The sequence below is a fragment of the Ditibartonella apis genome, assembly GCF_001952075.1.
GTDB classification, from domain to species: Bacteria; Pseudomonadota; Alphaproteobacteria; order Rhizobiales; family Rhizobiaceae; genus Bartonella; species Bartonella apis.
Window position 1 is genome coordinate 346,060 of the sequence record NZ_LXYU01000002.1, and the last position, 13,168, is coordinate 359,227.

The 13,168-nt window shown below is 45.5% G+C and carries 11 protein-coding genes; 9 read left to right on the top strand and 2 right to left on the bottom strand.

Going from position 1 to position 13,168, the window contains the following annotated elements; translation table 11 throughout:
• Window positions 1-33: 33 nt before the first annotated feature.
• From PEB0122_RS06030 to PEB0122_RS06040, 3 genes are read left to right on the top strand one after another with little or no spacing between them, the layout of a single operon-like run.
• On the top strand, window positions 34-753 hold the full coding sequence (locus tag PEB0122_RS06030; RefSeq protein ID WP_083650267.1) for a ComF family protein: 720 nt from the start codon (window positions 34-36) through the stop codon (window positions 751-753).
• A gap of 43 nt (window positions 754-796) precedes the next feature.
• Complete coding sequence (gene grxC, locus PEB0122_RS06035; RefSeq protein WP_075914976.1) at window positions 797-1,054, top strand: glutaredoxin 3; 258 nt, start codon at window positions 797-799, stop codon at window positions 1,052-1,054.
• Window positions 1,054-1,479, top strand: coding sequence for a DUF1178 family protein (locus tag PEB0122_RS06040; RefSeq protein ID WP_075916075.1), 426 nt, complete (start codon window positions 1,054-1,056; stop codon window positions 1,477-1,479). The genes grxC and PEB0122_RS06040 overlap by 1 nt, the downstream gene beginning before the upstream one ends.
• A gap of 50 nt (window positions 1,480-1,529) precedes the next feature.
• Here PEB0122_RS06040 and ubiG read toward each other — a convergent pair whose 3' ends face one another.
• Entirely contained in the window at window positions 1,530-2,276 is a 747-nt protein-coding gene (gene ubiG, locus PEB0122_RS06045) for a bifunctional 2-polyprenyl-6-hydroxyphenol methylase/3-demethylubiquinol 3-O-methyltransferase UbiG (protein ID WP_075916077.1), read from the bottom strand.
• Window positions 2,277-2,458: 182 nt separating this feature from the next.
• On the opposite strand from ubiG, the gene PEB0122_RS06050 reads away from it, so the two are divergent.
• A complete protein-coding gene (locus PEB0122_RS06050) occupies window positions 2,459-3,712 on the top strand; it encodes an aspartate kinase (protein WP_075916079.1) in 1,254 nt (417 codons plus the stop codon).
• 103 nt (window positions 3,713-3,815) lie between these two features.
• Window positions 3,816-6,083: a phosphoenolpyruvate--protein phosphotransferase gene (ptsP, locus tag PEB0122_RS06055; protein WP_075870217.1), complete on the top strand. Its 2,268-nt coding sequence runs from the start codon at window positions 3,816-3,818 to the stop codon at window positions 6,081-6,083.
• 435 nt (window positions 6,084-6,518) lie between these two features.
• On the opposite strand, the gene PEB0122_RS06060 is transcribed toward ptsP, so the two are convergent.
• Window positions 6,519-7,898, bottom strand: a complete 1,380-nt coding sequence (locus PEB0122_RS06060) for an amino acid permease (RefSeq protein ID WP_075916081.1) — start codon at window positions 7,896-7,898, stop codon at window positions 6,519-6,521.
• 470 nt (window positions 7,899-8,368) lie between these two features.
• Here PEB0122_RS06060 and PEB0122_RS06065 point away from each other — a divergent pair, with 470 nt between their 5' ends.
• From PEB0122_RS06065 to PEB0122_RS06080, 4 genes are read left to right on the top strand one after another with little or no spacing between them, the layout of a single operon-like run.
• A complete protein-coding gene (locus tag PEB0122_RS06065; protein ID WP_075870219.1) occupies window positions 8,369-9,175 on the top strand; it encodes an acid phosphatase in 807 nt (268 codons plus the stop codon).
• Window positions 9,176-9,178: 3 nt separating this feature from the next.
• Window positions 9,179-10,825: a phosphoethanolamine transferase gene (locus tag PEB0122_RS06070; protein ID WP_075916083.1), complete on the top strand. Its 1,647-nt coding sequence runs from the start codon at window positions 9,179-9,181 to the stop codon at window positions 10,823-10,825.
• A 3-nt stretch (window positions 10,826-10,828) separates the two neighbouring features.
• Entirely contained in the window at window positions 10,829-11,482 is a 654-nt protein-coding gene (locus PEB0122_RS06075; protein ID WP_075870221.1) for a response regulator transcription factor, read from the top strand.
• Window positions 11,476-12,807 (top strand): ATP-binding protein, encoded by a 1,332-nt coding sequence (locus tag PEB0122_RS06080; RefSeq protein WP_075916085.1) that lies wholly within the window; start codon window positions 11,476-11,478, stop codon window positions 12,805-12,807. The genes PEB0122_RS06075 and PEB0122_RS06080 overlap by 7 nt, the downstream gene beginning before the upstream one ends.
• The last annotated feature ends 361 nt before the right edge of the window (window positions 12,808-13,168 follow it).

The following is a 13,168-nucleotide window of genomic DNA, read 5'->3' on the forward strand; positions in this document are numbered from 1 at the left end:
AAGAGAACTTTTCTAAAAATCGGCGAACAGGTCATGAATCTGCTGTTTCCACCGACATGTCCCGGATGTGGTGTTTTTGTTGAAAAAACCGGCACGATATGTCCTGAATGCTGGAAACAATTACATTTCATAACCAAGCCCTATTGCCCTGTTATGGGAACGCCTTTCACTTATGATCCGGGAGACGGTTTTTTAAGCGGGGAAGCTATGCAATTTCCACCTCCGTTTGCCCGGGCGCGTTCGGTTGTTGCTCACTTTGGACTTGCCCGGAGTCTGGTAACACGACTTAAATATGGCGACCGCACCGAACTTGCGCCATTCATGGCCGAATGGATGACCATTGCCGGGAAAGAGCTGATCGAGAGTGCCGACATGATTGTGCCGATCCCCCTCCATTACCGCAGGTTTTTAAAACGCACTTACAATCAGGCAACCGAACTTTCCCGCAATATTGCCAAAAGGACAGGAAAACCTTTGCAGCCTTTTGTTCTCAAGCGACAAAAAAATACCAGCCAGCAAGTGGGACTACTAAAAAAAGCCCGACAACGAAATATGATCGGGGCTTTTATCGTCCCCGAGGGGGAAAAGGTAAAAATTAAAGACAAGCATATTCTGCTTGTCGATGATGTTTTTACAACCGGTTCAACCGTCCGATCGGCAACTAAGGCGCTCCTGAGAGGGGGAGCAAAAAGCGTTGATGTGCTGACTTTTTCACGCGTGTTGCCGGAGATGTATGAAGATCCATCCTCTTGAGGAAAAAATGAAAGACACTTATATAGCGAGAATGGAGAAAGAAATGCCGCATGTAACAATTTACACCCGTCCTCACTGTCCTTATTGCGAAAGTGCCATGGAATTGTTGCAATCGAAAGGCGTTGAGTTTGAAGAAATTGATGGGTCTGGTGAAAGACGCGCAGAAATGGTGAAACGTGCACATGGTCGCAATACATTTCCGCAAATTTTTATTGGCGAAAACCATATCGGCGGTTGCGATGATCTTTACGAGCTTGACCACAGCGGTAGGCTCGACACACTGCTTTTCGGGAACAAATAATGATCCGTTTTTCGCTTCATTGTGACAAGGCACATGAGTTCGATGGCTGGTTCCGCAATAATGATGATTTTTTGGAACAAAAAAAATCCAAACTTATCCGCTGTCCTGTCTGCAATTCAACATTGATTGAAAAAACTTTGATGGCGCCGGCTGTTGCGACTTCAAGAGAGCGGGAAAAAGTAGCAACAGGAATGACGGGCGAGCAGAAAAAAATGCTTGAGGAAATGCGCAAAATCACCCGTAAAGTCCGCAAGAATGCGGAATATGTCGGTGACCGTTTTGCCGAAGAAGCAAGACGCATTCATTTCAAGGAAGTGAAAGAACGCCCTATCTATGGCGAGGCCAGTACGGAAGAGGTCTCTTCACTTGTTGATGACGGTATTCCTGTCATGCCGCTTGCAACATTGCCGGAAGATGAAAATTGATCTTCCGGAAACATATTATCTAAGACTGGTAACTTTTTAAAAACAGCCCTTTATTTTAAGCGGCGGGCAAGCAGCATATAGTTGACATCCATGTTTTTGGATCTGTTCCAGCTATCTTTAAGCGGATTATAGGTGATGCCCAGTTTGTCTATCACTGTGAGACCGGCTGTATTCAATTTTTCTGTAATTTCATCAGGCGTCAGAAACTTGTTATAATCGTGTGTGCCTTTAGGTAACCACCGCAACACATACTCGGCTCCGATAATCGCAAGCCCCCAACACTTCAAAGTGCGGTTGAGCGTTGCAACAAACATCAATCCTTGCGGTTTGACCATTTTTGCACTTTCCGACATGAACAGGTCGACATCAGACACATGTTCAACCACTTCCATATTCAAAACGACGTCGAATTTTTCACCGGCTTTTGCAAGCTCTTCGGCAGTCGTTGCACGGTAATCGATATTCAAACCGGACTGAGTCGCATGGATTTTTGCAACTTCGATATTCGTCGTCGATGCATCGGCCCCCACAACCTCAGCCCCCAAACGCGCCATCGGCTCGCATAACAGCCCGCCCCCGCAGCCGATATCAAGAAAACGTATTCCCTTGAACGATTCTGCATCCTTGGGATCACGGTCAAAAGCTTCACAAACCTTTTCCTTGATATAGGAAAGACGCGCCGGATTGAATTTATGAAGCGGACGGAATTTTCCCTGTGGATTCCACCATTCAGCTGCAATACGCGAGAAATGGTCAACTTCGGCCTGATCTATCGTAGTACGGTGGGCTTCTGCCATGGGGTCTCTCCTAAAAGATTACGTTTATCAGTTCTGTCTTAAATGGGGCAAAGTCAAGAGACAAACAAGTAAATATGTCAGTCTTGCTTAAATTCTCAATATTGGCTATGTCAGCATAGCCGCCAAGCGCGCAATGCTTGGCTTCAGAACAATTTCAAAATTTAGAGGCGAGAGTTGTTTAAATGGCGCGCATAGTAATGAAATTCGGTGGGACTTCAGTCGCCAATATCGAGCGTATCAAAAATGTTGCGCGCCATGTCAAACGTGAAGTTGATGCTGGCAATGAAGTTGCTGTCGTGGTTTCGGCAATGGCCGGTAAAACAAACGAGCTCGTAGGCTGGACACGTGAAGCTTCGCCAATGCATGATGCACGGGAATATGATGTGGTCGTTGCTTCGGGTGAACAGGTAACAGCCGGACTTTTAGCCATCACCCTGCAATCCATGGGAATCAATGCGCGCTCGTGGCTCGGTTGGCAAATTCCGATCGAGACAGACAATGCGCACGGTGCTGCGCGCATTACAAAAATTGACGGTTCGCAATTAATCCAGCGTTTTAAGGACGGGCAGGTTGCCGTCATTGCGGGTTTTCAGGGCATTGGACCGGATAAACGTATTACGACACTTGGCCGCGGCGGTTCCGATACCAGTGCCGTTGCCGTTGCTGCAGCAGTCAAAGCTGACAGGTGCGATATTTATACCGATGTTGATGGCGTTTACACAACAGACCCGCGAATTGACCCCAAGGCACGTCGTCTGCCGAAAGTGGCATTCGAGGAAATGCTGGAGATGGCTTCCCTTGGTGCAAAAGTTTTGCAGGTGCGTTCTGTAGAACTTGCTATGGTTCACAAGGTACGCACATTCGTGCGTTCAAGTTTCGAGGATCCCGATGCTCCGGGCATGGGCGACCCTATCAATCCACCCGGAACACTCATTTGCGACGAGGATGAAATCGTGGAACAACAAGTTGTCACAGGCATTGCTTTTGCCAAAGAAGAGGCACAAATTTCTTTACGCCGTTTGGCCGACCGACCGGGAATTTCTGCAGCAATATTCGGCCCGCTCGCGGAAGAGCATGTCAATGTCGATATGATCGTGCAGAATATTTCGGAAGATGGTTCCAAAACCGACATGACATTCACTGTTCCGGCGACCGATATAGAAAAAGCCGTAGCAACGCTTGAAGCCAATAAAAAAGAAATCGGCTTTGATGTTATCCAGTCGGAAACAGACCTTGCGAAAGTTTCTATCATCGGTATAGGGATGCGTAGCCATGCAGGCGTTGCAGCCACTGCTTTCAAAGCGCTTGCAGAAAAAGGCATCAATATCCGTGCGATCACAACTTCTGAAATCAAGATTTCAATTTTGATCGATAATGCCTATACCGAATTGGCTGTAAGAACACTACATACCGTCTACGGCTTGGATAAAGGTTGAGGTATAAACATCCGGTTTTATCTCGGGAAAGATAAAAAGCGGGTTGACCTTTTAAAAGCATGAGCATGAGACTTAACTATCATAATGGGAGATATGATAAATTATGCGGGAGACCCATGTAGGCCCCAAAGTTATTCTGAAGCGACTACGCGAGTTTATGGCGCGCGCCATGGACTCACAAGAACGACTTGACCTCATCGTCCGCGAGATTGCTCGCAATATGGATGCAGAGGTCTGCTCCTTTTATGTTTTGCGTTCCGACAATATGTTGGAACTTTATGCCACTGAAGGTCTTAATCCGGAAGCTGTGCACTTGTCCGAGTTACGGTTGGGGCAAGGTCTGGTCGGAACGATCGCTGCCACGGCCCGCCCGCTCAATCTGACTGATGCCAGAAAACATCCTGCCTTCACCTATCTTCCCGAAACAGGTGAAGAGATATATTCTTCATTCCTTGGTGTTCCAATCTTACGCGCCGGTCGTACTCTGGGTGTTCTTGTTGTCCAGAACCGCAACAAACGGGGTTATAGCGACGAGGAAGTTGAAGCCCTTGAGACGGTTGCCATGGTTCTTGCGGAAATGGTTGCAGCAGGTGATCTGCCACGACTTACCCGTCCCAATGTTGATGTTGATATGCGTCGCCCGTTCACACTTGTTGGCCAATCACTCAACGAAGGCATCGGCCTTGGACATATTGTTCTTCATGAACCGCGCCTTGTTGTGACCAATCTTTTCAATGAAAATAGCGGTGCCGAGATAGAGAAGCTCACGAGAGCAATCAACTCGTTACGTCTTTCAATCGACGATATGCTTTCGAGAAGCGATGTTGCAAGCGAAGGCGAACACCGTGAAATTCTTGAAACCTATCGTATGTTCGCCAATGATCGCGGTTGGATAAGAAGGCTTGAAGAGGCTATCAAAAATGGTTTGACGGCCGAGGCTGCTGTTGAAAAAGTACAAAGTGATACGCGCGCACGTATGGTCCACTTGACGGACCCTTATTTGCGCGAGCGGCTTTCGGATTTTGACGATCTTGCCAATCGCTTGCTTTACCAGCTAATGGGGCGCACGCGCGAAACCATCAATGCCGATTTGCCCACCGATTCAATTATTGTGGCCCGCTCTATGGGAGCCGCCGAATTGTTGGACTATCCGCGCGAACGGGTCCGCGGTCTCGTCCTGGAAGATGGGGCATCGACAAGCCATGTTGCCATTGTGGCGCGGGCTATGTCGATACCTGTTGTGGGACAGGTGAAAGGTGCGGTATCCTTATCCGAAAACGGTGATCCGCTGATCATTGATGGCGATGACGGCAAGGTTTATTTGCGCCCTGTACCGGATGTTGAAAGTGCTTTCGTTGAAAAAGCCAGATTTCGCGCTCGTAAACAAAAACTCTATCGCGATTTGCGGGATGTACCGGCCAATACCAAAGATGGCCGCCACATTACACTGCTTATCAATGCGGGTCTTCTTGTTGATCTACCGCAACTTGATGAATCGGGCGCAGAAGGCATCGGCCTCTTCCGCACTGAATTGCAGTTTATGATTGCCTCGACATTTCCTCGCGCCCATGAACAGGAAAAACTTTATCGCAATGTCTATAAGGAAATCGGTGACAAGCCTGTCACTTTCCGAACGTTGGATATCGGTGGCGACAAAGTATTGCCCTATTTCCGCAGCAAAGGCAAAGAGGAAAACCCTGCCCTTGGCTGGCGCGCCATCCGCCTGACACTTGACAAACCGGCATTGATGAGAACGCAATTGCGCGCGCTCCTCAAAGCATCCGGCGGACGAGAATTGCGCGTCATGTTGCCAATGGTGACAGAGGTTGGTGAAATATACCACACGCGCAAGCTTATCGACCGCGAGGTGGCCTATCTTACGCGCTTTGGTTACGTTATGCCAACGCGGTTGAAATTGGGCGCAATGGTCGAAGTACCGGCTCTCTTGTTCCAGCTTGACGAACTTATGCAAGTTGTAGACTTCGTTTCTGTTGGCTCTAATGATCTGTTTCAATTCATGATGGCGATCGACCGTGGCAATTCTGAAATTGCTTATCGGTTTGACCAGCTCTCGACACCGTTCCTGCGTGCATTACGCAAAATCATCGAAGCCGGTGAACGCAATAACACACCGGTGACCTTATGTGGCGAAATGGCGGGTAAACCATTACTGGCATTGGCACTTTTGGGCCTTGGCTTTACCCGCATTTCCATGACCCCCTCAGCTATCGGTCCCATCAAGGCCATGTTGCTTAGACTTGATATCGGTGACTTGCAAAAAGCGATGCTTGCCGAACTTGATAAAACCACAACCGTAACGTTGCGGCACTGGCTCATGAAATATGCTGAAACGAATAATATCGCATTGTAGCACCCGTTAGAGCACCTGACATCTACTAGCGGTTTTGATCTAAAACCTTTTGCTATAGTGCTTATGTCTGTTTTTGTACTTTCGAGTAATTCCTATCTTCGGATAAGTGCTCAGACCCTGCCCTTTTCTATACCTGCCCTATTTCAAAGTGCGTTTTGTCATCACATTGCAAGTCACCAACATATTGTTTTGCAATGGAACACTTCCAAAACAGAATGAAAGCGAGCCTTGCGATGATTTACGAGAAGGATTTAATCATTCCATCGACAAGGCTTCAGCCAATTTAGAGTTTTGCGGTAAATCTTAAAAAAATGAAAATATGACAAACAGTGCGTGAACAGCCTATATTTTCATATCGTCAAATTTTTGGATTTGCCTCGTCGCAAAGTGCAAGGCCGCTTCATGTCTGATAATCGCTTGCTTCCATTTCAAGGGTTATTTTAATTTGGCATGCCCTGCTTCATTGCCTGTCCGCTTAATAATGAAATAGCAGACAAACATTAAAACGATCCATATGATACCGACGACGAGTGCAGGTGCTGTGTCTTCAAAAAATCCCAGAAGTACAATGATAAAAATCATGAAAAGGACCGCAACAAGCGGACCAACCGGCCAGAACGGAATTTGATAATGCAAGTTCTTCTGTTCGGCTTTTGACATTCTAAGGCGCATGCAAACTTGTGACAGCAAAATCATCAGCCAGACAAAGACGGTAGCAAATGTTGCCATAGCTGCAATCAGGAAAAACAGCTTGTCATGGATAAAATAATTAAGTGCCACACCGATGACGAGAACGCAAAACATTGCCAGAACAGACAAAACCGGAATTCCGTTTTTGGAAACAAAATTAAGTTTTTTAGGCGCGTGACCATCTTCGGCCAGACCATGCAACATGCGGCCTGCTCCGTATAAGTCACTATTAATTGCAGAAATTGCCGCCGTAATCACAACAATATTGAGAATATTGGCTGCATATTTGATGCCGAGACTTTCAAAAATTGTAACAAACGGGCTACCCTCAAGGCCAATTTTATTCCAAGGGTAAAGGGACATTAAAATAGCAAGAGTTGCGACATAGAAAAACAATATCCGGAACGGAATGGCATTGATTGCCTTTGGAATATTACGATCGGCATCTTTAACCTCGACCGCCATAAGGCCGATAATTTCAATTCCTCCAAAAGCGAAAACAACTACACTGAAAGAAGCAATGAAGCCTCCCCAGCCATTCGGCATGAAACCGCCATTGCTCCAAAGGTTATGAATGCCGGTTGCTTCATGCGTTGCTGTTCCGAAGCCAAATAACATAATGCCGAAACCGGCGATAATCATGGCAATGATCGCCGCAATTTTTACCACCGAAAGCCAGAATTCCATTTCGCCATAAATTTTCACAGCAGTGAGATTCAGTCCTGTTATGACAAGCGTAATGCCAAGCGTCCATAACCATGGCGAAACTTCGGGAAACCAGAACCCCATATAAGTTGCAAAAGCAGTAATGTCGGCAAGACAAACGAGCACCATTTCAAAAACATAGGTCCAGCCGGTAAGAAAACCGGAAAACGGACTCATATAATTGGAGGCATAGCGGCCGAACGAACCAGGAAGCGGATTATGAAGCACCATTTCGCCCAATGCACGCATGACCATAAAAGCCATAACACCTGAGATGCAGTAAGCGAGAAGAACACTGGGACCGGCAACTTTGATAGCTCCGGCCGAGCCATAAAATAATCCCGTACCGATTGCAGAACCGAGGGCTATAAAGAAAACGTGCCGCTTGTTCAGACCTTGTTTTAACGAACTGTTCTGCATTATCTATCTCTCCGCCGCAACAACCCGAATGTGTTAGTGAAATCACTATAAATATTCAAGAAAGAAAGATGATAATTATTCAATGCTAACAAGTTAATGCGGCATTAATCATCAAAGATATCCTTTTTGGCAATTGTTCTCTATGAAGTTTTCGGGATTTATGAAATCCATGTCTAAAGAATAAGGCTTCTTACCGGTTGCTTCATGAATTAGGAACAAGCGATTTTGGTGAAAAATTACACGCAACTTTCTCTTTGTATTGTCAAATTTAAAAAACAGGTCACAAAAAAGAAATTGCTTCTTTTCAAGCCGTTTTCGCCGTAAACGCGGGCATTTTTAGCATAGCCAAAAGGCATTGCTTTAAAAACCCGCTACCGATTTCGTTAGATATCAATTCAAAGTTTATTTCTTCCGTTCAGGATACTGTCAGTTTTGGCATTTAGATGAGGGATCAAACGAGGATTCCACGAATGCGCAAAACTAAAAAACTCACTATTGCTGTTCTTGGTTGTGCAACATTGTTTTGTAGCGGTTATTATATGGGTGGCGGCGGTTACCTTAACCGTTATGGCGAACAACGCATGGTGCTCAACATTACCCCGCCCCCCGTGGGTAGTGCTGAACAACAACGTGACGAAAAAGTTTTTTTAAAGACCCGTACGTATAAAGACAGTGCGCGTTGGAAACAGGCTATAAACGACGCTAACGCGACACAAACGGAGCTTATTCAAAGTTTCGGGTGTGCAACGGGATATCGGTTAGAGCCGAAAAATATGCCGAATTTCGTTAAGCTCTTTACAAAAATTAATGATGACGCAGAGAGATTAACACGAAAATCCAAGAAAGAATTCAAAATCCCTCGTCCTTATATCGCTTATGGTGGTGCTTCTTGTAAGACGTCGGCGGGATATGATTATCCGTCCGGTCACGCCATGGAAGGTTGGACCTTGGCACGTTTGCTTGTTGAATTTTTTCCCGAACGTCGCGCGTCAATCTTTGCACATGCACGCAGTTTTGCTGAAAGCCGGGTGATTTGCGGCGTTCACAGCGTCAGTGCTGTCGAAGTCGATGAAGATTATTCCGAAAAACTCATCAATCGCTTGAAAAAGCTTCCGGCTTTCCAAGATGATCTGTCAAACGCAAGAAGTGAAATGGGAAAATTGGAAAAATGGTCTGATGTCAACGCGAAATGCGAAAAATTTCCTGCCGAATACGTCAAACCATTTTCTATCAGAATGTCGTTATCCCGTCACTACTCCGCTGAAGTTGTGAGGTAAACTATGTTTCGTCCGATTATGAAATATCGCCCCGCAATCAGTAGCGTGACATTGTCAATCATCGTTGCACTTTATATGCTTGTGGTGTTCAACCGGACCTTCTGGCAACATGTTTTTAAGGCCTTTAACTATGATTTTGCACCAATCACAGCAATTGCTGTTGGTGTCGCCTGTCTCTTCATTGCTTTGACAGTCACAGTTTCGGTTAAATATCTTATCAAGCCGGTATTCATAATTTTTATTCTTGCGGGAAGTGTCGCAAGCTGGTTCACCGATGAATTCGGAACAATAATAGACCGCGATATGATTGCCAATGCTGTAGAGACCACCCCGGCCGAAGCTTCCAATCTGCTTTCGCCAATGTTCTTTTCGCATCTTTTCCTGACCGGAGTTCTTCCTTGCCTGCTGATATTATGGGTAAAAGTCAAACATTTCCCAATTCTGAAAAAAGTGCTTTTCAACCTTTCTGTCATCGTTCCCTGCCTGTTGATTGCAGTGTTCTGTACGCTGATTACATCCCGCCAACTGATTTCGACTTTGCGCGAACACAATGAAATTGTTCGTATTGTTAACCCCATTCTGCCAATCGGTAATGCAGTCAAATATGTCGTCCGCAGAGAACACGCAAAAACCCATGTTTTCAAACAAGTGGGACTTGATGCCAAAGTCGTGCCCTTAGAACCACAGAACCATCGCCCGCGTGTAATGGTTGTTGTCGCCGGTGAAACAGCACGAGCGGAAGATTTTTCACTTCAAGGTTATGACAAAGAAACCAATCCGGAACTGAAAAAAAGGGATATCATCTATTTTCCGAATACGACATCATGTGGCACGGCCACAGCCCAATCTCTTCCTTGCATGTTTTCTCCCTATCCAAGAAAAGAGTTTACGATCGCGCGCGCGGTATCAACAAATAGTCTTCCGGATATTTTGCAAAATGCCGGCGTAAATGTAGAGTGGTGGGAAAACAATACGGGGAGCAAAGGCGTTGCCGACCGCGTAAAAACTGTTTCTTTTTACGGTTCGAAAAACCCGACATTCTGCATTGACGGCGAATGTCAGGATGGCATCATGCTCAAGCAATTGGGAGAATGGCTCGATCACATCGATCACGACAGTGTATTGTTCGTCCACCAACTGGGCAGTCATGGGCCTGCCTATTTCGAGCGTTATCCGGAAACGTTCAGGCATTTTCGCCCCGATTGCCGGAACACTGTTTTCAGTGAATGCAAGCCCGAAGAAATCCGCAATGCTTATGACAATACCATTCTCTACACAGACTATTTCTTAAGTGCGATTATCGACGCACTTAACGAGAAAGCAGGAAAATTCGATTCCGCCATGTTTTACATGTCGGATCACGGTGAATCGTTAGGCGAAAACGGCCTATATCTTCATGGAATGCCCTATTCCATAGCGCCTAAAGAACAAACGCATATCCCTTTTATTTTGTGGATATCACCAGCCTTTGCCAATACAATGAAACTTGATCTCGGCTGTGTGAAGAAAGATGCCGACATTAGACAAATGTCCCACGACAATCTTTTTCCTTCCGTCCTGACTATGATGAATGTAAAAACAACGCTTAAAGATGATCGACTTGATATTTTCAAATCTTGTCAAGCCAGTCAGGTAGCAATGGAAAAATAAACAATGCGTGTATTGCTGATTGAAGATGACAAATCACTTGGTCGTGCTGTGCGCGACCATTTGATCAACCAGAATAATGCTGTCGATTGGGCTGAGACCCTCGAAGACGCCTATTCCGCCGTTGCAACTACGCATTATGATTTTATCTTGTTGGACTTGCGCCTTCCAGATGGAAGTGGACTGGACTTTCTCAAAAATATCCGTGCAAAAAACCTTGGCTCACCGGTTGTTATTCTCACTGCACATGATCAGATTAGCGAGCGGATTGAAGGATTAAACAGCGGTGCGGACGATTATATTGTAAAACCGTTCGACCTTTATGAGCTAACCGCCCGAATTGGCGCTGTTGCACGCCGGACAAACGGCCTTTCGAAATCCGAGATAAGAATTGGTTCGATGACTTTGGACATGGAAAACAAAAGACTTTTCATCGACAACAAGGAAGTCGAATTGAGTTCACGCGAATGGGCCATTATAGAACATATGGCAACCCATCCCAATATGCTCGTCACCAAAGCTCAAATTGAAGATACAATCTACGCGTTCGGTTCGGAAGTCGAAAGCAATACAGTTGAAGTTTATATCAGCCGTCTACGCAAAAAAATCGGCAAGGACCGCATCAAGACACATCATGGACGCGGGTATAGCTTATGTTGAATTTTAGACATAAGAAAAAAAGCCTGACAAGGCGTGTCATCGTTTCAGCCACATGCGCCAATCTGGTTTTTTGGGTGATCGCCTGCCTCATGGCCGCTTTTGTCATGTATGAAGAATATGGCGAATCTTTTGACGGCACATTGCAGGTGACCGCAGAACGGCTTCTTCCATTAGCCCTTCAAGATGTTCGCGATAATGACAAGGATACCGACCTTCTGGTAAAAACCGATAATCACTCCACACCGGCAGAATACACAACCTATCAGGTACTTGACCGCAACGGAAAAATGGTGATGCGTTCGGAAGATGCGCCTTCCAATCCTTATGGCGTTCCTTTGACAACAGGATTTTTCAAAACAAAAAAATGGCGTGTTTATTCGCTCGTCAGTCAGGATGGTGATTATCTCATCCAGGTTGCCGACAGGCTTTCAGAGCGGCGTGAAGCGGCTCGCGAGGCAATGACAGCAATGCTTATTCCTGCCTTACTGATTATTCCGCTGAGCATGCTTGCAATCGGCTTTATTGTTCGCAACCAATTGCGCCCAATCAAAAAATTAAGTGAAACAATAGGAACAAAAGACACCGGCAATATGCAAGCCATTGAATCGCGATCTATGCCGGATGAATTCCAACCTATTATCGGTTCGGTCAATAGCCTGCTTGCAAAGCTGAAAGCGGCATTGGAAGCGGAGCGATCGTTTACTTCCAACAGTGCACACGAAATACGAACGCCTATCGCAGCGGCATTAGCTCATACGCAAGTTTTGATCGAAGAAACGCCGACACTCTATCATCCGCGAGCCAAAGAAGTTGAAAATGCTTTGCAGCGTTTGCGTCGTTTAAGCGAAAAGCTTCTGCAACTTGCCCGCGCGGACGCCCAACTTGGTACAAGTGAAAAACCTGTTGATCTTATTCCGTTTATCGACGCTGTTATAGAGGATTTCAACCGCGCCAATATTACGAAAGGCCGGCTTGTTACGACCTATTATGTAACAGTTCTCGAAAAACACCTTAATGGTGATGCATTCGGCGTCATCATACGCAATCTGTTAGAAAATGCATTGAACTATAGTTTTGAAGGTTCAATTGTCGATATTTCGATCAATAAAGATAAAATCGTTATAGCCAATGATTGCCCCGTTGTTTCCCCATCAAAAATCGAATTGCTAAGTCAACGTTTTTATCGCGGAGATAACCACAAGGAAGGATCCGGATTGGGACTATCCATAGTCGAGGCTTTAGCTAAGACGATGCCTATCGAAATCTCATATTCATCTCCACGCGAAGAAAGTTCCCAGGGCTTCGAAGTAACAATCAAGCTATGACTGATAACTATATTTTCCGTTGCCTTTCAAGATATCTATACCGGAATATAATTCTGAAGATAAAAATGAAAATCCGACGAGTAAGAGATTATTTACGGCAAAAAATGTTAAATTGCGCCGGCACAAAGCGGATAGTTCATACTCATCTTTGACAAAAAATATTTAGTGTCAAGTCGCCGGAAACTCGACAATTATTTATAAATTTTGCGTACATCATTGTTTACGAAACTCGTGACAATGAAAATAACCTATTAATTGCAGTGTGCCGAAAATGATTCAAACAATAAAGTTACAATGGATCATTCTTGAAGGAGTCCGTCTGTCGGCTCGTTAAACAGCATTCTTATCAAACAGCTATTAT

Coding starts and splice junctions, on each gene's coding strand:
- PEB0122_RS06050 (WP_075916079.1), top strand. CDS start 2,459: ATGGCGCGCATAGTAATGAAATTCGGTGGGACTTCAGTCGCCAATATC.
- PEB0122_RS06040 (WP_075916075.1), top strand. CDS start 1,054: ATGATCCGTTTTTCGCTTCATTGTGACAAGGCACATGAGTTCGATGGC.
- ptsP (WP_075870217.1), top strand. CDS start 3,816: ATGCGGGAGACCCATGTAGGCCCCAAAGTTATTCTGAAGCGACTACGC.
- ubiG (WP_075916077.1), bottom strand. CDS start 2,276: ATGGCAGAAGCCCACCGTACTACGATAGATCAGGCCGAAGTTGACCAT.
- PEB0122_RS06070 (WP_075916083.1), top strand. CDS start 9,179: ATGTTTCGTCCGATTATGAAATATCGCCCCGCAATCAGTAGCGTGACA.
- PEB0122_RS06080 (WP_075916085.1), top strand. CDS start 11,476: ATGTTGAATTTTAGACATAAGAAAAAAAGCCTGACAAGGCGTGTCATC.
- PEB0122_RS06060 (WP_075916081.1), bottom strand. CDS start 7,898: ATGCAGAACAGTTCGTTAAAACAAGGTCTGAACAAGCGGCACGTTTTC.
- PEB0122_RS06065 (WP_075870219.1), top strand. CDS start 8,369: ATGCGCAAAACTAAAAAACTCACTATTGCTGTTCTTGGTTGTGCAACA.
- PEB0122_RS06075 (WP_075870221.1), top strand. CDS start 10,829: ATGCGTGTATTGCTGATTGAAGATGACAAATCACTTGGTCGTGCTGTG.
- PEB0122_RS06030 (WP_083650267.1), top strand. CDS start 34: ATGAATCTGCTGTTTCCACCGACATGTCCCGGATGTGGTGTTTTTGTT.
- grxC (WP_075914976.1), top strand. CDS start 797: ATGCCGCATGTAACAATTTACACCCGTCCTCACTGTCCTTATTGCGAA.